The organism is Streptomyces sp. NBC_00154 (assembly GCF_026342835.1).
Classification (GTDB): Bacteria; Actinomycetota; Actinomycetes; order Streptomycetales; family Streptomycetaceae; genus Streptomyces.
Genome location: NZ_JAPEMI010000002.1, coordinates 216,059 through 234,786 on the forward strand (window position 1 = coordinate 216,059; position 18,728 = coordinate 234,786).

Consider the following 18,728-nt stretch of genomic DNA (forward strand, 5'->3'; position numbering starts at 1 on the left):
CGCACGGGAATAGGTTGAGCGCCATGAGTAATCTCGATCGCCAGGCCGCACTCTCCGTCTGCGGAGGGCGGGGTTTCGTCGTCGCCGAGCCGGTACGTGAACTCCTCGCCCCGCGCCACGTCCAGCTCGGCGAGTCCACCGAGGTCCGCCGGCTGCTGCCCAATCTCGGCCGGCGCATGGTCGGCGCCTGGGCCTTCGTGGATCATTACGGCCCCGACGACATCGCCGACGAGCCCGGGATGCAGGTCCCGCCGCACCCCCACATGGGTCTGCAGACGGTGAGCTGGCTCCATGAGGGCGAGGTGCTGCACCGCGACAGCCTGGGCAGTCTGCAGACGGTCCGCCCGCGCGAACTGGGGCTGATGACCTCCGGTCGGGCGATCAGCCACTCCGAGGAGAGCCCGAAGCCGCACGCCCGTTTTCTGCACGGCGCCCAGCTCTGGGTGGCCCTGCCCGACGCGCACCGGCAGGTCGAGCCGCACTTCCAGCACCACACCGACCTGCCCACCGTCACCGCCCCCGGCTTCACCGCCGCGGTGATCCTCGGCGAACTCGACGGTGCCACGTCACCGGGCACGGCCTATACCCCGATCGTCGGCGCAGACATCGCTCTGACGGACGGCGCCGAGGCGCGATTGCCGCTCGACCCCGACTTCGAGTACGCAGTGCTGTCGATGTCCGGCGAGGCGGAGGTCGACGGTGTGCCGCTGCAGCCCGGATCGATGCTCTACCTCGGTTGCGGCCGCACCGAACTCCCCCTCCGTGCCGCCTCCGACGCCGGCCTCATGCTTCTGGGCGGCGAGCCGTTCGAGGAAGAGATCGTCATGTGGTGGAACTTCATCGGCCGTTCCCACGAGGAGATCGAAGAGGCTCGGAGGGGCTGGATGGAAGGGTCCCGCTTCGGCGAGGTGAAGGGTTACGACGGCGGCCGGCTGGCTGCCCCCGAACTGCCGCCGGTGGCGCTGAAGCCGCGAGGACGAGTGCGCTGACCTGCGGGTGTCATCGCATGGCCCGGAGGTGAGAAGGGCGGTTCATCGGCATGAGTGGCCGGAACAACCTGCGGGCCGCCCCGGAGGCTGCCGGCCGCCCCTGAGCGAGTGCCGTCGTGAGAGCGACCAGGTGCCCCTCGCCGCGGATCAGTGGCGAGGGGCACCGTCAGGTGGAGCGGTCAGGGCTGTGCTGTGAGTGTGAAGCTCTGCGCGGAGGAGCCGTCGCAGGGTCGCTGGGTGAGCTGGACACTGTTCGCCGAGGAGCTCGCGGAACTCAGGCACTGGCCGCTGTGGCGGGCGGTGAAGTGGTATCGCCCGCTGCTCTCCTTCACGGGCTGCCACTGCTGGTTCTGCCCGCCCGCGTAACTCCACAGTTGGAGTGGCGCGTTGGCGGCGGTCGAGCGGTCGGTCACATCGATGACCTGTTGCGGGTTCCCGCGGATGGTGATCCGTGTGTATCCGCTGTCCGTCGAGCGGAACTGGAACTGCTGCGCCAGGGTCCCGTTGCAGGAGTACTGCTGGATCGCGGTCCCGTTCGCCGTGGCGGCGGAACGGGCGTCCACACAGGTGCCGTTGGCGGCGTTCGTCAGCGAGTACCAGGCGGTCTCGGAGATCTGGTCCGCCGGTGGCACGGTATCTCCGGCCCCGCCCAGCCACTTCAGCCCGTCGAGCAGGAACCGGTTCTGTGTCTCACTGGCGAACGTCGACGACAGCGCGGTGTTGGATGCGTAGTCCATCGCATTGTGACCGAAGTTCGCGTACAGCATCCTGTACTTCGTGTTGGTCCACAGGATCGGGTAATAGCCGCTGTACCAGGTCTGGTTGGGGTCCGTTCCCAGCGGGAAGCTGCTGGGGTCCACCGAGGCGAGGATCTTGATGTCCGGATTCTGCCGCAGGTCGTTGGACCAGCTGTACCACTCGCTGACCGACGAGGTGAAGGTAGCGGGCAGGCTCTTGGTGGACGGGTGAGTGCGGTCCTCGACCTTCAGGACGGCCGTGGTGGGACCCCAGGTGTTGGACCTGAAGGTGCCGCTGCCGAGGAACTGGTTGTGGTACCAGGGCCAGGACTGTGCGTCCGTCGTGAAGGCGGAGACGTGGAAGCCCATCCAGGCGCCGCCACCGCGCATGTACTGCTCGAAGCCGGACCGCTGTGCGGCAGTCTGCGGTAAGTCGTCGAGGAACAGGACGACTTGATAGGCGTTCACGCCACCGTTGCTGAGCAGGTCCCAGTTGTTGCTAGCCGTGTAGGTGAAGCCGTTCTGCGTGGCCTGCTCGGGGAACCAGTCGTTGGCCTCGTGGACGAAGCTGATGTGCGCGGCGTCCCAGGTGCCGTTGTAGAGGGCGAGCACCTTGAACGGCGTTGCCGCCGTGCTCGCCCGGGCGTCGGGCGGTGCCGCCAGGCCGAGCAGTGTCGCCAGCAGGACGAGGACCCACAGGGTCGCGCGCGCCGGACCGGATCTGCTGGTGTCCATCGACGATCCTTCCTTGAGCATCAGGGGTAGCTGACGAGGTTGGCGACGTTGGTCGTGGAGTTGGACGGGCCACCCCGGTCGTTGATGACGTGCCGGATCGTCCCGGTGCCGCCCAGCGAGACCGTCACCATGTCCTTGAAGCGCACATTCGCGTTGTTGGGCGCCTCGATGGCGTGCTCGGCGGTGACACTCGGATTGACGTTGAAGTAGCAGTAGCTGCCGAAGCCGTACACCTGATGACTCGTTACGGAGTCCGCGACCTTGTAGGCGGCGTAGCCCTGCGTCGAACCGTTCATCCAGGACGCCTGGTTGGGCGGGTCGTACGGCATCTCGTTCTGGTAGAAGTACGTGCGGCCGCCGTTGCCGTTCCAGACGGTCTGGTGCTTCTGGTAGTGCTCGACGAACAGGCCGTACATCGTCACGTCGTTGCCGTTGACGACGAGCCCCGTGGCGCCGGTGTTGCTGGTCCAGCCCACGCCGCTGCCATGGTCGGCGCGCCACAGCCACAGGTGGTCGCCGATGACGCCGTTGCTGTTGATGGTGAGGCTGGTGGTGGCCTTGCCGACGCCCGCGCCGCCGATGCGGATGAACACGTCGTGCAGGGAACTGGGGTCGGCGCTGTGGTCGGCCGACGAGCCGCTCGGCCCCATCTCCAGGAGCTGGGACGAGTTCGTGGTGCCTGCGTCGATCAGCAGCCCGGCCAGCTGGACGCCGTTCACGTCGGCGACCGTCATGGCGGTGATCCCGTTGTCGGGAATGAGCGTGGCCAGGCCGAGGCCCAGGACCACGGTGCCGGCCCTGGTCACCTTGAGCGTCTGGTCGAGGTGGTAGACGCCTGGTGTCACCAGCAGGTTCTTGCCCTGGGCGAGCGCGTCGTTCATCTGTGCGGCCGTCGCGCCCGGCTTGACGATGAAGAAGTCGGAGAGGGGGAGGGACGTGCCGGTGGGCGTTCCGGAACTCCACGAGGTGCCGGACGAGTTGGTGCGTACGCCGGGCACGAACACCTTGTAGGCACCCGACGGGTCGACGTACAGGAAAGGCTTCTCACGCGACACGGGGGTCTGGTCGACCGTGGTGTACGGCGGGCTCGGGAAGCTGTTCGCGGGAGCGTTCCTGGCGCCGACGTAGACCATGTTCCAGTTGGAGCCGGTCCAGCTCGACCAATCGGTGTTGCGCGACAGCCACTGCTGCTGCGAACCCGAGTTGACCTGACCGTCGATCTTCGTGTCGGCCATGTAGCCGCCACTGGACCAACCACCGTCGTCCAGACGGAGGTTGCCGCGCAGATGCATCCGGCGGTACGGGGCGGCCTGCGACACCGCCCAACGGTCCGTGCCGGAGGTCGGGGTCACGGAAAGGTTCTCCGCCGACCGCCAGAAGTTCTGGGTGGCGTTGCCCTGGAACCAGTCCGCCTCGGCGTGTACCGCACCGCGGATGGTGACGTCGTCGGGGGAGAGGCCGAGCCCCGCGACCTGCGTGTAGAAGCCGACATTGGCATCGGCGTCGTAGGTGCCCGGCTTGAAGAGGAAGGCCTTGCGTGCGGTGCCGAACTGGTTGGTCTCCTGCTGGGCGAAGGCCGCGTTCAGGCTGCTCTGGATGGTGGCAGCGGGTGTGGACGGGTCGAAGACGGTGACATTCGGGCCCAGGTCCGGTGTCCCGGGCGGCTGTTGGGGATCCAGGGGGTTGACGTGGAAGGACTGGGCCGCGCTGCCGTTGCAGGCGTACTGCTGGAGCTGCACGCTGTCCGCGGTCGAGGCGCTCGGCACGTCGAGGCACTTGCCGCTGTTGCGGTTCACGAAGTGGTACGCGCCGCTGGACTCCGCCACGGCCTGCCACTGCTGGTTGTTTCCGCCGCCGTACGTCCACAGCTGCACGAGCGCGCTGTCCGCCGTCGAGACGTCGGTGACGTCCCAGACCTTGGTGGCGTCGGCACGATTGCCGACCTGGGCGTATCCGCCGGAGGTGGTCGCGAACTGCCACTGCTGGGCCTGGCTGCCGTTGCAGGCGTACTGCTGGACGGCGGTGCCGTTCGCCGTTCCCGCGGCGCGCGCGTCGACGCACTTGCCGCTGCCCACGTTGACCACGGTGGCCCAACCGGTCGGCACTTCGGCGGTCTGTGCGGTCGCCGTGTCCTGCGAGGCGGCCGCGACACCGGTTCCGGCCGTGGCCACGAGGGCGATCACGATGAGCAGCTTCGGTATCCGGCGACGGCCGGTTTCTCTCCTGGATCCGGGCACGGTGGGATCTCCTGTGCGGGTCGGGGTGGGGGGTGGGAGAGGCGGACGTGTCCGTCAGCCGGTGACGTCGAGGCGTTTGCCCGGGAGTCGGGTGATCGTGCAGGTGGCGGCCGCGGCGGACGACACGCCGAGGGCACCGGCCGGGAGGGCGAGTACCGCTGTCGAGCGGGTGCCGTGCAGCGTTGTGGAGGGCAGAGGGGGATGTCTGGTCATCGAGGGGTCACAGCCTTTCGTGCGTGGCCGACGGTGGGGGGTGGGAGCGTGGCGCGCAGGTGCAGGCATCGGGACGGAAACGGAAGGCGCGTGGCCCGTCCAGACATGTGAACGTCGAGTGCATTCGTGGAACGGTGGTGATCGGTGAACCTAAAGGTCTGAACCAGGCACGTCAAGATGTGAAGCGAGAAGACCCCGTAATTGCTCTGTATGCGCAAGGAGTTGAACGCACGGGCGCTTCGGCGGCTTCGCATCGACGGACGTGTGTGGTGTCGGCGGCATCCGCGTTCACGGTCGGAGCACCGGCCTGGCCACCGCGGGCCCGCGTGACTCCTGGAGGGAAAGCCGCCTGCGCTTCGGCCGGCAGGACCCCGTGCGCACCTTCCGTCCGGAGACTTTCAGGCCGAAGTCGCCTGCCCGGTGCTGGTCGCGTGCACCCATGCCGGGTGAGCACTTACGGGCCACCTGTGCCGCATATTCATGGAAATATTAGGGAAAGTCATTCTCCGTAACGATTCCTGCAGAAGTCTATAGTTTTTTGCATGGTGCACGAGATCGCGACGGCGCTGCTCCCCGTCTTCTTCGCCCTCGCCCTCGGGTTCGGCGCCGGCCTGCGCGGATACGTGGACAACCGCGATGTTTCCTCGATCAACAAGCTGGTCATGGATTTCGCCATCCCGGCCTCGCTGTTCGTATCGATCTCCTCCACGGAACGGTCGGACATCACCGCGCACGCCGGGTACATCGTGGTGACTGTCGTTGCCCTGGCGGTCGTGTATGCCGTGACTCTCGTGCTGCAGCAAAGAACGTTGGGGCTGCAGAAGGCGGAGGCCGCGGTGCAGGCCCTCACCGTCGCCTTCCCGAACTATGCCTCCATCGGCCTGCCGTTGTCCGCCGCCGTGGTCGGCGCCCGTGGGGCGATCGCCGTCGCCATCGGCCTCGCGGTAGGGGCTGTGACCATTGTGCCGTTCAGTCTGGCTCTGCTGGAGGACTCCATGCTGGGCCCGAATGCACCGGGCTCCACTCTGTCCCGTTTCGGCGGGGCATTGGGCAAGTCGGTGCGTCGGCCCATTTTCTGGGCCCCGATGCTCGCCATCGTGCTCGTGCTCTGCGGCCTTCACATGCCCGACCTGGTCGAGAAGACGCTGACCCCCATCGGTCAGGCCGGTGCGGGTGCGGCGCTGTTCCTCACCGGGCTCCTGCTCTCCGCGCAGAAGGTGTCGTTCGGGCCGAACGTGGCGTACGGCATCGTGGCGAAGAACGCGCTCATGCCGCTGTTCGTCTGGGGGCTGTGCCTGCTCCTCGACCTGGACAGGCTCAGCACCACCGAGGCCGTGCTGCTCACCGCCATTCCCTGCGGATTCTTCGGGCTGGTGTTCGGCGCGCCCTTCGGCGTGCAGTCCAGGGTCGCCGGATCGACTCTGATGCTCTCGACGATCGCGGGCATCGCCTCGCTGTCCGTGGTCATCGCCCTGCTGCCCCAGCACGTATGAGGCCCGGAACCGCGCAGCACATCACGCCATGGCCGGCGTACAGGCGGCTCCGCCGCACTTCGACGAACTCTTCGGTGCGCCGGGGACGGCAGCGCGCGCGGACGGGCCCGCCGCAGATCGCGGCGGGCCCGAAACGGGGGAGGGGCCGGTTACTTGCCGGGGCCGGGGTCGGTCGGTGCGTGCAGCGCCTCGCGCAGAGTTGCGGTCGTCTGGGTGACGGCCTGCTTGGCGGCCTGGGTGTCGGCCAGTGCGTTGAGCATCATGAAGTCGTGGGTGACGCCGCTGTGGTGGGACGAGGTGACCGGGACGCCGGCCGCGCGGAGCTTGGTGGCATAGGCGTTGGCGGCGTCCAGCAGAACATCGGAGTCGGTGATCACCAGGGCGGGCGGCAGACCGCGCAGCTGGTCGACGGTGGCGTGCAGCGGGGAGGCCAGCGGATTGCTGCGGTCGGCCACGCGGGGCGCATAGGCGTCCCAGAACCACTTCATGGCCGGCCGTGTGAGCCAGCAGTTTTCGGCGAAGCGGGTGTAGGAGGCGGTGTCGAAGTCGGCGTCGGTGACGGGGTAGAGCATGACCTGCTGCTTGAAGTGGGGGCCTCCGCGCTCCTTGGCCATCATGGTGACGGCCGCGGTCATGTCTCCGCCAACCGAGTCGCCGGCGACTGCCAGCCGGCTGGGGTCGACGCCGATCTCACGGCCGTGGTCGGCCACCCACTTGGCGACGGTGTAGGCCTGCTCGACCGGGACGGGGAACTGGGCCTCGGGGGAGGGGGTGTAGTCGACGAAGACGACCGTGGCGCGGGCACCGTCGGCGATCTGCCGGACGAGGCGTTCATGGGTCTTGAAGTTGCCCAGCACCCAGCCGCCGCCGTGGATGTACACGACGGCGGGCAGATCGCCCTGGACACCGTCGGGGCGGACCACGTGGATGGACACCGGACCGGTCGGACCACCGGGCACGGTCCGCTCACTGATCTGCGCGGGCAGCATGTCCACGGGACCTGCCTGCAGCTTGTTCAGCACTTCCCGGGCGTCCTTGTACGACTGCTCGTACAGCGGGGTGCCGCCGGCTGCCGCGAGCGAGTCGAGGAAGTCCTGGTCGATCTTTTCCAGCTTCACCGGCGGCTTGCCGCAGGGCACGTACTCGGTCTGGGTTTGTTTGGCCCCGGCGGCTACCGCCTGGCTGCTGTCGGCGGCGCGGTCGCTGTGGCCGGCGCAGGCACTGAGCGTTGCGCTGGTCGCCACCAGGAGCGCGACCATGGTGCCGTAGCGGGTCCTGCGGGCTATCGGACGTCGTTGCGAGGGTGCCATGTTCTGTGGATTCCCAACGTGATCGTAGGTCCCCCTGGTCAGCCTGTTGGCATCGCGGGTCACCGACCAGCCGGGTTGGGCTGCTGGAGTGACCTGGCGCGTACGTGCGGCGGCCTGGCAGCGGAGGCCGGCCGGTCCCGTTCGTGCAGGCAGGGATGATGGGCGACGCCTCATCCGCTGATGGCCGCGCTGCGCGAGCGCCGGGTGCCGCTGCCCGCGGGAGCCGCCGGACCCAATGGGCGACGCTGATGGTCCGCCACCGGCCCGCGGTTGGTCGAACAGGGCCTGCTCGAAGCTGCCCGCGCCCCTCCCGCGTGCGCGTCGGTCAGGTCACGAGCACAGGGTGTGCCGGAGCGCGGTGCCGCACTGCCGCACTCCCGCACGGATCCCGCCGGTGCGATCGGCCGGGCCGGGTTCCAGGCCCTTGACGACGGCGACGGTCACCAGCGCGTAGGCCACGTGCGGAACGATGTCGGCGACCCAGTCGGAGCGTGACCACGTGCGCGGGTCGGTCACGCGCAGCACGGTCATCGGGCCGTTGGTCCCGATCAGCGCCCCCGTGGTCGCCGTGGCGGTCAGGACCGCGTTGCCCGGCCGCCAGCCGCAGGAGAGAGCGAGGCCGAGCAGGGCGCCCATCCCCACACCCGCTGCTATACCGGTCAGGGGGCCCAGACCTTTGACGCGGTTCTCCCGTGCGTTCTCGTCGCCCGGGATCGGAACGTGCAGGGTCTCCGACAGCCGCTCCACGGTGACCTCGGGTGTCGTGCTCGCTCCTCGGCCGCGGATCACCATGTCCAGGTACCCGACCGTGTCCAGGACCGTGGTCCCGGCAGCGCCCGCGGCGGCCCCGGCCAGGAGACCACGCAGGTGCCGGGCCGGACCGCTGATTCCTGTCATAGGCCGCTCATCCCTTCATGGAGTCCGGCAGCGCGGGGTCGATTACCTCCGCGGGTGTCCCGGCGACGTTGAGCGGACCGCTTCCACCGTCACGGAGGTGAGGTCCTTGATCAGCGGAGGCAGTCGGCCGGCGGTGTTCTCGTACGGGCAGGATGCGGACCATTGACGAGGGGTCACGTCCGGCTCTGCTGCATTGCCTCGTGAGCGGCCGGCTCCGCACCGTCTCAGTAAATACACCGAACGGCTCACTCCGCCACCGGAGCCCCGGGTATCGGAACCGGACGCCCCTGTGCGGGCTGCGCCGCGCACCGGGCTTCACTCACGCGTCAGGTCTGGTCGATCCCGCCATCCAGATGCGGCAGGTGATGGCCAAGGCGTTCTCGCTTGGTCCGCAGGTAGGCGAGGTTCTCCTCACGCGGTTGTGTCAGCAGCGGAACCTGTTCGGTAACCTTGATGCCGTGCTGCAGCAGCGCCTCGCGCTTGCGTGGGTTGTTCGACAACAGTCGTACGGATCGGACGCCGAGGTCGTGCAGAATCTCCGCCGCCACCTGGTAGTCGCGCGCGTCGACAGGGAGTCCGAGCGCGATATTCGCCTCGACCGTGTCAAGTCCCTCTGCCTGGAGCTGCATCGCCCGGAGCTTGGCCAACAGGCCGATTCCCCGGCCCTCGTGACCCCGCAGGTAGATGAGTACGCCGCGTCCTTCGCCCACGATGGCGCTTAGTGCCGCGGACAGTTGGTCCCCACACTCGCAATGGTTGGATCCAAAGGTATCTCCGGTCAGACACTCCGAATGTACCCGGGTGAGCGCATCGTCTCCCTCGATGTCGCCGTATACCAGAGCTATTTGTTCATCCCTGCGATTGTGATCCAAGTAGCCGACAGCACGGAATACACCGTGCTCGGTTGACAGCTGGACAGTTGTCGCTCGTTCAGCGCCTGTTGAACGCGCGCTGTCGCGGTGTGCGCCATCGCTCTGTATCATGGCCCGATCATATCGGGTAGCCTTGATCGGTGGGCCGGAAGTCGACGACAGGAAGACAAGTGGTCTTCCTGTTCATCGTGTTCGACTGATGAATGCATCGACTTTGCGTAGCCTGCTCTCGTGGAGGCGTACGGAACTCCCCTCCGTGTGCTGCCCTATTCGGACCGGCCGGTGGGCAGGTCGCGTGGCGTGAAGAAGGAATGGGTCGGGAAACATGAGTGAACGGCAAGGGCGCACACCGATATCTGATCTGTTGTCACTGGACACGACGACGGTGGATGCGGGGGCCGGCCGGGCCGGTGTCGCAGTGCTTCCCATCGGCAGCTTCGAGCAACATGGGCCGTACCTGCCCCTGATGACCGATACGCTCATAGCCTGCGCCATCGCCCGGGAGATCGCCGCCACCCATGCGGTGCACCGTCTGCCTCCGGTGACGATCTCCTGCTCGCACGAGCACGCCGCTTGGCCGGGAACGGTCAGCATTTCTGCGACCACCTTGTGTGCCGTTGTCCGGGACATCGCTGAATCGCTCCGTCGATCCGGTATCAATAACCTGGTTCTGGTCAACGGACACGGTGGAAATTATGCACTGCGTAACGTAGTTCAGGAGTCGGCGGGGACCGGGACCCGCATGGCGCTATTCCCCGGATCGGCCGACTGGGACAAGGCGCGGGACAGGGCCGGTCTGCGTACGTCTTCGTACAGTGACATGCATGCCGGAGAATTGGAGACGTCCATCCTGCTGCATGTGGATCCAGGAATGATCCGCCCGGGCCATGAGACCTCCGACTTCCTCGCCGACGATCGGAAGCATCTGCTCACTCTCGGTATGCGGGCCTACACGGAATCCGGCGTGATCGGCCGTCCTTCCTTGGCATCTGCCGAAAAGGGAAAGCAGTTGTTGACCGGTCTCGCTGATTCCTTCACTGAGTACCTTTCACTTCTGACACCGGATGAGCTCCTGGTCCCGGCGGAGCCCGGGTCCCGGTCGTCCGGCGTCGCGGACAGCCGGCCGTCGGCCGTCGCCCGGCGGGGAACGCGGTGACCGGTCGCTCCGCGGAACAACGCGACGGCATGCTTGATGCGGCGGAAGCCTGGGAGCGGCTGCGCGGCATCCGGTCCGAGGCGGATGCCGAGGCCGCCGGACTGATCCGGGGAACCGACGGCCGGCGCCGGTGGGGGTGCGCCTCGCCCGAGGCGGATATCCTCGCCGACCGCTATCTGCCGCTCTGCCTGGGCGGTCCGCGCTTCGCCTTCGCGCAGCTGGGACAGAGCCTGGACGGATTCATCGCGAGCCGTACCGGCGACGCCGACTACGTCACGGGCGCGGAGGACCGCGACCATCTGCACCACCTGCGTGCTCTCTCCGACGCGGTGGTCATCGGTGCCGGCACCGCTGTTGCGGACGATCCCCAGCTGACGGTCCGTACCTGCGCGGGTAGCAACCCGGTTCGTGTTGTCCTCGATCCGCACCGCCGGGTACCGCTCCGCCACCGAGTGTTCAGCGACGGGGCAGCACCCACCCTGTGGGTGGTGGGCGTGGACAAGGAGCGGGGTCAGGCCGTTCCGGCCATGGACGGCATCGACATACTGCCCCTGCCCGACACCGCTGCGTTCGCGCCTCGACGCCTGTTGCGGGAACTCGCGCGCCGTGGGCTGGGCCGCGTGCTTGTCGAGGGCGGCGGAATCACCGTGTCGCGTTTCCTCCACGCGCGGGCGCTGCACCGCCTCTACCTCACAGTGGCACCGGTCCTGCTCGGCGACGGCGTCCCGGGGCTCGGCTTCCCCGGCCCGGAGCTGATGCGCGACGCGCTTCGTCCACCGACCCGGCGTGCCGCTCTCGGCGAGGACACTCTCTTCGAGCTCGATCTGGGGACGACGCATCCCGGTGAACCAGTGGGTGACGAGCACGCCGATACCGGGCAGGCTCGCGACGAAGGTGAGTAGTCCGTACACCACGGCGACGGTCAGTCCCTGCGCGGCACTCATGCCCGCAGCTCCGAAGGCCCATGCGGTGACCCCTTCCCTCGGCCCCCAGCCCCCGACGTTCAGCGGCAGTGCCATGGCGAGAAGCGCCAGCACCATCAGCGGCACCAGTTCGGTCGCCGGCGCCGTCGATCCTGCGGTTCGGGCGGCGAGCAGGAACATACCGAGATGCCCTGCCAGCACCGCAAGGGACGAGATCAACACCCCCGGCCAGCTTCCCCGGGCGAGCAGTCCGAGGCGCACTTCGGCCAGCGCGGCCCGAACCGCGCGGTGCCATCGAGACGTGTACTGCTTCCCGCGGAGCCGCACAGCACCCACGGCCACCAGACCGGACATCACGAGGAGGGCGGAGAGGGCACCCGGCGCAGTGGCGATCCGATCGGCGAGGTGGCCGATCCTGTCCAGCGCCAGGGAGGGCTGCGTGAGCAGGAGCGTCACGCCGACTGCGACGAGGACCACTTGGCCCGCAACGCGTTCGAGGACGACGGTGCGGACCCCTCGGCCGACGTCACCTGCACTCTGCCCGTGCCGCACACCACGGTGTACGTCGCCGAGGACGCCACCGGGCAGCGCCGCGTTCAGAAACAGAGCGCGGTAGTAGTCGGCGACGGCCCGGCCCAGCGGCAGCCGTACGCTCAGCCCTTTCGCCACCAGGCACCAACGCCACGCGCTGCACACGGTGGTGAGCATGCCGAGACCCAGAGCGGCCAAGAGGGTGAGGCCGTCGATCCCACGCATGCCGTCCACGATGACGTCGGTGCCCTGCCACCACAGCAGCCCCGCGACGATGGCCGTTCCGGCGAGCATGCCGAGACGGGCCCGTACGACCCGCCGTGTCACGAGGACCCACCCGTCGGCCCGGGCAGGGCCAGGACATCCTGGTGATGCACCACAACCTGCAACTCGCCTGCCCAGCACTCCGCCAGACGGCGCCGCAGATACGCATCGGCACGCTGTGCGAGGTCCGGCCGCTGGTCACGAGCGGCGCCGACCCAGCCCCGTAGCCACTCCGTCAACAGCGTGGACTCGCCGGGGTCCGGATCCCGAATTCCTGATCCGCACGGATCGGCCCGTTGCGTCCGGCCCGTCCCGTCGCAGGGCAGAGAGCGAGGATCAGAATCGAGCTGCCATGGGCTCGCGTGCTCTCGTACGGTCAGGCCATGGCACGCAAAGGCCTCGGAGGCCGCCGTGACGGCGTCGGGCCCGAGGAGCCGGCGGCCCTGGTCCACGCGGCGCTGGTGGGCGTTGAACGCGTGCGCGATCTCGGCGTCCAGCGGGTCTGCCGGGGTGAGGTCGACCCTTCCCACCACGGAGAGCGCCAGCAGCGCCGGGCAACCGGCCCCGGCGCAGGCCGCGGCCAGCCCGTTCAGCTCGTCGCGGGTGAGCAGGTCCAGCAGAGCGGAGGCTGTCACCAGCGAGGTGCCTGCGAGGACATTCGCGGTCAGTCGCGCGACATCGCCACGTTCTGTTGTGACGGTCACGGGACTGCCGTCGGCGGCCGTACGAGGCGTCCGAGCAGCGGCCAGGTCGAGCAGATCCGGGTCGTGGTCGTGCAAAATCCAGTGCTGGGGGCCGTTCAGCCGGGGAGCGAGCCAGCGGCCCATGGAACCACTGCCGCACCCGAGATCGCGGATCACCAACGTCGAGCGCGCTGACGCCGGTTCTGCACCACCGGGCCGACTGGCTGCGGCCTCCAGGTGCCGCTGCAGCGGGCCGAGGAGTCCGGATGCGCGGGCGGCCGCATCGGCACCCTCCCGCAGCGCCAGCCACTCCGGGGCATAGCGAGTTGCACCGGTCCCGCTCACGCGGCCTCCCGAGATTCCTGGCGGAGTTGTTCCAGCACCGCGGCCAGACTGCGCGAAGTCGTGTCCCAGCCGGCCAGCGCAGTGCGCCGAGCCATGGCGGCCTCCTTCGCACGTCGGCGTTCGACCGGCTCACCGAGCCAGAGGCGCAACGCCGAGGCGAATGCTGCCGGGTCCTGCGGTGGTACCAGGAAGCCCGGCACGCCCCTGTCGGGTGCGTGTCCGACCGCTTCCGGGAGTCCACCGACCGCCGTCGCCAGTACGGGGACGCCGCGGGCAAGAGCCTCTGTCGCCACCATGCCGTACGTCTCGGCGTGCGAGGCGAGCACCAGCAGGTCGGCGGCGGCGTAGCTCGCGTTCAACTCAGTGCCTGTCCGTGGGCCGACGAGGTGTACCCGGTCGCCGAGGCTGTGCCGCCCGATCTGTTCCCGGATCCGGGCGACGTAGCCGGGATCCTGGCCCAGTCCGCCGACGCAGACGCAGTTCCACGGAAGATCTGCGACGGCCGCGAGGGACTCCACCAGCTGGAGCTGCCCCTTGCGCGGAGTCACAGAGGCCACGCACAGCAGGCTCGGTGCGCGGTCGGTACCGGTTGCGGTGCCGACCGCCAGGGGTTCCGTGTCGGCTCCGGGGGCGGCGACGTGGACCCGGCCGGGGTCGAGTCCGTGGTGGGTCACGAGCCGGACGGCCGCCCAGTCACTGGTTGCCACGACTGCCGCCGCGGCCTGCAGCGTCCTGCGCTCTCCAGCGTTCAGGGCTGCTGCCGTGCCAGAGGTGAGGCCAGTCTCGTCGCCCAGCGGCAGGTGGACCAGCACCACCAGGCGCAGCCGTTCGGCCTCGGGAACGATGATCTCGGGGACGGCGCAGGCAACGAGTCCGTCGAGGACGACGACGGCGCCGTCCGCCGACTCCCCGAGTATCCGGGTCAGTTCCGCACGTGCGGTGGCTCGGGGCTGTGGCCAGGTGCCCGCGACGGCGTACTCGTGGACCTGCCAGCCGATCCGGGGCAGGTCCCGGCACACTCTGCGGTCGTAGGTGTTGCCCCCACTCGGCGCGGACGGATCGTCGACGCCACCGGGCATCACCACAATGACCGAGCGCCCGGTCATTGTGGTGGCAGCCGCGGGGTTCACAGGAGCCGCTCGTAGCTCGCCCATGCGATGTGTGATTCGTGCAGGGTCACTGTGATGCCGGTCAGGCCATGTGCGCCCTCGCCCAGTGCTCCGGCGCGCACCTGGTCGGCCAGGCGGTCGGCGATGACCTTGGCCAGGAATTCCGTCGAGGTGTTGATGTCCGCGAACTGGGATTCGTCATCGAGGTTGCGGTAGTTGAACTCGCCCACCACGCGTTTGAGTTCAGTGGTGGCCAGCCCGATGTCGACGACGATGTTGTCGGCGTCCAGCTCGGGACGGCGGAAGGAGGCGTCCACCACGTACGTCGCTCCGTGCAGACGCTGCGCGGGACCGAACACCTTCCCGCGGAAACTGTGGGCGATCATGAAGTGCTCGCGGACGGTGACACTGAACAACGGCTGTGACCTCCTGGTCCGACCCATGTGGCCGCTCGCGGCCCTTGTCGTTCAGTACGGCTGGAACATGCTGTGCGTTCACGGCCCGGCAGGTTCAATGGCGAGTTTCGTTCAACGCTCAGCCGGCACCCGTGGCGCCGGAGTCGTGTCGTACCGCACGCGGTGGCACAACCCGGGAAGGTCACCCTTGCCGATCCTGGTCAGCACCGACGGCAGCTCCTCGAAGGCGCATTCGCCCGTGATCAGTGCGTCGAAGGCGGGGTCGGCGAGCAGATCGAGCGAGAGCGCAAGCCGATCGGCGAAGGTACGGCGGGAGCTCCGGGCCGGAGAGACGGTTCCCACTTGGCTGCCGCGCAGGACCAGACGACCGGAGTGGAAGGCCTCCCCGAGCGGCAGGCTGACTCGCCGGTCGCCGTACCAGCTCAGCTCCAGGACCGTGCCCTCCGGGGCGAGGAGCTCCAGCGAGCGGGTGAGCCCGCCTTCGGTGGCGCTGGCGTGGATGACGAGGTCGCAGTCGCCGAGGGCATGTTCGGGGAGCGCGAAGTCGACGCCCAGCGCCCGGGCAACGGCGGCACGGGTGGGATCGGAATCGACCAGCTGGACGCGGACGGCGGGGTACCGGGCGAGAAGAGCGGCGACGGAGCAGCCGATCATGCCGGCTCCGACGACGGCGATCCGGTCGCCGATCAGCGGTGCGGCGTCCCACAAGGCGTTCACCGCCGTCTCCACCGTTCCGGCCAGCACGGCCCGCCCGGCGGGGACGGTGTCCGGCACCGGGGTCACAGCACTCGCGGGGACGACGTACCGGCTCTGGTGCGGGTAGAGGCAGAAGACCGTACGGCCCACGAGGTGACCCGGCCCTTCCTCGACAAGGCCGACGTTGAGATAGCCGTACTTGACCGGACCGGGGAAATCACCGTCCTGGAACGGCGCCCGCATCACGGTGTACTGACTCCCCGGTACGCCGCCGCGGAAGACGAGGCTCTCGGTGCCACGGCTCACACCGGAGAACAGCGTGCGCACCACGACGTCGTCGCCGGCCGGTTCCGGCAGCGGAACATCCCGTATCTCGCCATGGCCGGGGGAGCGGAGCCAGAAGGCGCGTGCGGTGCGCTCCATCGATGACCTCCTGCTGAACGCTCGGGTGATGGTTTACGTTCTGATGATCGTGAGACCGCGTAAACGTACGCGGCTCTCGGCGAATGTGTCACACGGCAGGAGGACGGCGCGCGGTGACCCGGAGTAGCACATACAGAACTCGTCTGCTGCGGCCGGAGACGGCGTCGGGGGCAGCGGGGCAGACACTCCTGCTGGTTCTTCTCGGCACGACGACCGGACTGGGAACCGCGGGATGGCTGACAGGCCTGGTCTTCACAGCCGGCGTGTGGGCCGTCCTCACACGTGCACTGGACCAGGCGGGCAACAGGCCCTTCGGTCCCGCCAATGGCGTCACCCTGGTCCGAACGACGCTCGTCGGGGGTGTGACCGCGCTGGTCGCAGATTCCTTCGTGAGCCGACCGCCGGTCGGCGTCCTGGTCGCCCTCACCACGGTGGCGCTGATTCTCGATGCAGTCGACGGCCACGTCGCCCGGCGCACTGGGACGGCGTCCTCCCTGGGGGCCCGCTTCGACATGGAAGTCGACGCCTTCCTCATTTTGATGCTCAGCGTCTACGTCGCCATGTCACTGGGCACATGGGTGCTGTCGATCGGCGCCATGCGCTACGTATTCGTCGTGGCGGCCCGGGTCCTGCCGTGGCTGTCGGGACCGCTACGTCCGAGCGTGGCCCGTAAGACGGTGGCCGCCCTGCAGGGGATCATCCTGCTCGCCGTCGGCGCCGGGATCATGCCGCGTCTGCCCGCGTATGCAGCAGTCCTCGTGGCGCTGGCACTGCTCGTCTGGTCCTTCGCGCGTGACATCGGGTGGCTGTGGTGCGTCAGGTCCCGTGAAAACGCAGGGGAGGTCCGGGACAGGATGTTCGAAAACGCATGATCGCTCGCTTGACCGGTCACGTCGTGGAACGGTTGTGAGGGACCTCTTCGCACTGGGGCCACTTCACTGGAGTGCCCCGTGCTCGCTCGCTGCCCGGCGGTAGATCGTGATCGAGTGTCCCACTTCGTCGATGCGCTTGCTGGTGTTGATCAGCGTCGCCAGACGGCGATCGGCTTTGGCGACCGAGGAGTCCGACACGACGAGGAGCCCGTGAACCTCGCTCGGGGGGACCTTGCGCGGGTCGGACGCGTCGATGCCGTAGTAGGAGGGCACGCCGCTGCCTTTGTAGACGAGCCAGATCCTCTCGTCCGGGTACCGCTGCCGCAGACGGGCGGCCAACCGGCCCAGGTCCTGACCCCAATCGACGTTCGAGTCGTGCAGTCGCAGGTGAGTCCTGGTCGGACCGCCGAACGCCTCGTTGGAGTACGGCAGGTAGTACGGGTACGTCCGCAGCGAGCTCGCCGCAACGAAAAGGATCAGCGCCGCGGTCGCGATGTGCGCCGACCGCCGTCGGAAGGCGGTCACGCCGGCCGCGGCAACGGCCAGGAACACCGGCATGAAGAGGGCGTACCGGACGCCGAGATCACGGGACCCGGTCAGGGCCGCGGCCAGCAGCACCACCGGGGGAACCAGTACGTACGGTGCCGCAGGCCGCAACCGGGGCACCCTCACGGTGGCGACGGCACCGGTCGACCACAGCGCGAGCATGCCCAGCGGCGTCTTTATCAGCAGCGCGGCAGGCAGGTAATACCACAGCGAACCGTGGTAATGGCGGCCGAACAGGAAGCCGCTCCACGTCATGTTCTCGAAGCCGAACTGGATGCGCATACCGTCCCGGTACGGCTCCGGGAACGGGAGCCGGTCGACGACGCGTGCGCGCCACCCGTGGGTGACCGGCAGGTTCTCGGGTCCGGCCCATCGCAACTGCGGGTCGACGGCGAGGTAGGTGGCCCACACCACGGCGATCGCGACCAGCGCCACGACCAAGGCGGCTGCCACGCCGAGCACGAGAAGCCGCATCCGCTCGCGGGGGCCGGGGCTGCGCGTCCGGTGGGCGTAGCAGACCGACAGGACGACCAGGAACAACAGCACCGGAACCGCGGGCAACGCGCTCATCTTCGTGGCCACGGCCGCGCCGAGCGCCCCTCCGGCCAGCGGGAGGCAGTGGCGAGGCCTCCGCCGCGCCCGCCACAGCAACCAGACCGACGTCAGCAGGAAGCCGGCCATCGGCACGTCAAGTGTGGCCAGCGACCCGTGCGCGATGATGTCGGGCGAGAACGCGTACAGACCGAGCGCCACCAATCCGCCCACGGGGCCGGCGAGGTCACGGGCGAACGCGAGGACAACCAGCCCGAACAGCAGCGTCAGCACGATCATCGGCAACCGCGCCAACAGCATCAGACGCCACGGATCATTGCCCGATTCGTACAGGAGGTGCCGTCCGAGCTCCGTCTGATCGCCGACGAAGGCGCGGTCGAGGTGCGCGTCGGCGAATGCCGTCCCGGACGCGATGAGCAGCTTGCCCAGCGGCGGATGTTCGGGGTTGTAGCGCAGGCTGCGCTGCTGCAGGTAGATCTCCGCCGTGCCCACGTACACGGGCTCGTCGATCGTCGGGGTCTGCTTCACGGCCGTCGTGACCATCGCGACCGCCATCTCGGCGAGGAGCGCGACCACGACGAGTGCGAACAGCCACCGTCGGTGTCTCCGCAGCCCTTCGCCTGCTCGTCGAGCGGCCTGCCGCATCAGTGCGCGAACCTTCCATTCCTTCTGTCGCGCATCCGACGTGACGTCGACTGTGCTGTGGCGGTTCGACGCGACACCATGGCT

At 68.5% G+C, this 18,728-nt stretch carries 16 protein-coding genes and 1 pseudogene; 5 read left to right on the top strand and 12 right to left on the bottom strand.

Translation table 11 applies throughout. The features are described from left to right. Positions 1–23: 23 nt before the first annotated feature. Positions 24–989: a pirin family protein gene (locus OHA03_RS37355; protein ID WP_267008463.1), complete on the top strand. Its 966-nt coding sequence runs from the start codon at positions 24–26 to the stop codon at positions 987–989. Between the two features lie 179 nt (positions 990–1,168). Here the strand turns inward: OHA03_RS37355 and OHA03_RS37360 are convergent, their stop codons facing one another. The 3 genes from OHA03_RS37360 to OHA03_RS37370 all read right to left on the bottom strand — a co-directional run bounded on the left by OHA03_RS37360 (position 1,169) and on the right by OHA03_RS37370 (position 4,911). After that, on the bottom strand, positions 1,169–2,461 hold the full coding sequence (locus OHA03_RS37360; RefSeq protein WP_267008464.1) for a ThuA domain-containing protein: 1,293 nt from the start codon (positions 2,459–2,461) through the stop codon (positions 1,169–1,171). A 20-nt stretch (positions 2,462–2,481) separates the two neighbouring features. Continuing rightward, positions 2,482–4,632 (bottom strand): RICIN domain-containing protein, encoded by a 2,151-nt coding sequence (locus OHA03_RS37365; RefSeq protein WP_267009605.1) that lies wholly within the window; start codon positions 4,630–4,632, stop codon positions 2,482–2,484. 120 nt (positions 4,633–4,752) lie between these two features. After that, on the bottom strand, positions 4,753–4,911 hold the full coding sequence (locus OHA03_RS37370; protein ID WP_267008465.1) for a hypothetical protein: 159 nt from the start codon (positions 4,909–4,911) through the stop codon (positions 4,753–4,755). A 542-nt stretch (positions 4,912–5,453) separates the two neighbouring features. Here OHA03_RS37370 and OHA03_RS37375 point away from each other — a divergent pair. After that, positions 5,454–6,404: an AEC family transporter gene (locus OHA03_RS37375; RefSeq protein WP_267008466.1), complete on the top strand. Its 951-nt coding sequence runs from the start codon at positions 5,454–5,456 to the stop codon at positions 6,402–6,404. A 149-nt stretch (positions 6,405–6,553) separates the two neighbouring features. Here the strand turns inward: OHA03_RS37375 and OHA03_RS37380 are convergent, their stop codons facing one another. From OHA03_RS37380 to ribA, 3 genes are all read right to left on the bottom strand, one after another. Further along, positions 6,554–7,714 (bottom strand): alpha/beta hydrolase, encoded by a 1,161-nt coding sequence (locus OHA03_RS37380; protein WP_267008467.1) that lies wholly within the window; start codon positions 7,712–7,714, stop codon positions 6,554–6,556. A 330-nt stretch (positions 7,715–8,044) separates the two neighbouring features. Beyond that, positions 8,045–8,611 (bottom strand): hypothetical protein, encoded by a 567-nt coding sequence (locus OHA03_RS37385; protein ID WP_267008468.1) that lies wholly within the window; start codon positions 8,609–8,611, stop codon positions 8,045–8,047. Positions 8,612–8,937: 326 nt separating this feature from the next. Then, complete coding sequence (gene ribA / locus OHA03_RS37390) at positions 8,938–9,594, bottom strand: GTP cyclohydrolase II (protein WP_267008469.1); 657 nt, start codon at positions 9,592–9,594, stop codon at positions 8,938–8,940. A 214-nt stretch (positions 9,595–9,808) separates the two neighbouring features. Here ribA and OHA03_RS37395 point away from each other — a divergent pair, with 214 nt between their 5' ends. Further along, entirely contained in the window at positions 9,809–10,639 is an 831-nt protein-coding gene (locus OHA03_RS37395; protein ID WP_267008470.1) for a creatininase family protein, read from the top strand. Continuing rightward, positions 10,636–11,541, top strand: coding sequence for a RibD family protein (locus OHA03_RS37400; RefSeq protein ID WP_267008471.1), 906 nt, complete (start codon positions 10,636–10,638; stop codon positions 11,539–11,541). Before OHA03_RS37395 ends, OHA03_RS37400 begins: the two co-directional genes overlap by 4 nt. Here OHA03_RS37400 and OHA03_RS37405 read toward each other — a convergent pair. The 5 genes and pseudogenes from OHA03_RS37405 to OHA03_RS37425 all read right to left on the bottom strand — a co-directional run. Then, positions 11,473–12,387: pseudogene (locus OHA03_RS37405) on the bottom strand (YbhN family protein); the annotation flags it as partial. The gene OHA03_RS37400 and the pseudogene OHA03_RS37405 overlap by 69 nt on opposite strands. 29 nt (positions 12,388–12,416) lie before the next feature. Next, the gene (locus OHA03_RS37410) at positions 12,417–13,385 is read right to left on the bottom strand and encodes an SAM-dependent methyltransferase (RefSeq protein WP_267008472.1); all 969 of its coding nucleotides are present in this window, start codon (positions 13,383–13,385) and stop codon (positions 12,417–12,419) included. After that, positions 13,382–14,539: a glycosyltransferase family 4 protein gene (locus OHA03_RS37415; RefSeq protein ID WP_267008473.1), complete on the bottom strand. Its 1,158-nt coding sequence runs from the start codon at positions 14,537–14,539 to the stop codon at positions 13,382–13,384. The genes OHA03_RS37410 and OHA03_RS37415 overlap by 4 nt, the downstream gene beginning before the upstream one ends. Continuing rightward, entirely contained in the window at positions 14,512–14,910 is a 399-nt protein-coding gene (locus tag OHA03_RS37420) for a 6-carboxytetrahydropterin synthase (RefSeq protein WP_267008474.1), read from the bottom strand. Before OHA03_RS37420 ends, OHA03_RS37415 begins: the two co-directional genes overlap by 28 nt. Before the next feature lie 111 nt (positions 14,911–15,021). Beyond that, a complete protein-coding gene (locus OHA03_RS37425) occupies positions 15,022–16,029 on the bottom strand; it encodes a zinc-binding alcohol dehydrogenase (protein WP_267008475.1) in 1,008 nt (335 codons plus the stop codon). 113 nt (positions 16,030–16,142) lie between these two features. On the opposite strand from OHA03_RS37425, the gene OHA03_RS37430 reads away from it, so the two are divergent. Continuing rightward, entirely contained in the window at positions 16,143–16,901 is a 759-nt protein-coding gene (locus OHA03_RS37430; RefSeq protein ID WP_267008476.1) for a CDP-alcohol phosphatidyltransferase family protein, read from the top strand. A gap of 63 nt (positions 16,902–16,964) precedes the next feature. Here the strand turns inward: OHA03_RS37430 and OHA03_RS37435 are convergent, their stop codons facing one another. Next, entirely contained in the window at positions 16,965–18,644 is a 1,680-nt protein-coding gene (locus OHA03_RS37435; RefSeq protein ID WP_267008477.1) for a glycosyltransferase family 39 protein, read from the bottom strand. Between the last annotated feature and the right edge of the window lie 84 nt (positions 18,645–18,728).

Coding starts and splice junctions, on each gene's coding strand:
- OHA03_RS37355 (WP_267008463.1), top strand. CDS start 24: ATGAGTAATCTCGATCGCCAGGCCGCACTCTCCGTCTGCGGAGGGCGG.
- OHA03_RS37395 (WP_267008470.1), top strand. CDS start 9,809: ATGAGTGAACGGCAAGGGCGCACACCGATATCTGATCTGTTGTCACTG.
- ribA (WP_267008469.1), bottom strand. CDS start 9,594: ATGATACAGAGCGATGGCGCACACCGCGACAGCGCGCGTTCAACAGGC.
- OHA03_RS37380 (WP_267008467.1), bottom strand. CDS start 7,714: ATGGCACCCTCGCAACGACGTCCGATAGCCCGCAGGACCCGCTACGGC.
- OHA03_RS37435 (WP_267008477.1), bottom strand. CDS start 18,644: ATGCGGCAGGCCGCTCGACGAGCAGGCGAAGGGCTGCGGAGACACCGA.
- OHA03_RS37375 (WP_267008466.1), top strand. CDS start 5,454: ATGGTGCACGAGATCGCGACGGCGCTGCTCCCCGTCTTCTTCGCCCTC.
- OHA03_RS37360 (WP_267008464.1), bottom strand. CDS start 2,461: ATGGACACCAGCAGATCCGGTCCGGCGCGCGCGACCCTGTGGGTCCTC.
- OHA03_RS37425 (WP_267008475.1), bottom strand. CDS start 16,029: ATGGAGCGCACCGCACGCGCCTTCTGGCTCCGCTCCCCCGGCCATGGC.
- OHA03_RS37415 (WP_267008473.1), bottom strand. CDS start 14,539: ATGGGCGAGCTACGAGCGGCTCCTGTGAACCCCGCGGCTGCCACCACA.
- OHA03_RS37385 (WP_267008468.1), bottom strand. CDS start 8,611: ATGACAGGAATCAGCGGTCCGGCCCGGCACCTGCGTGGTCTCCTGGCC.
- OHA03_RS37370 (WP_267008465.1), bottom strand. CDS start 4,911: ATGACCAGACATCCCCCTCTGCCCTCCACAACGCTGCACGGCACCCGC.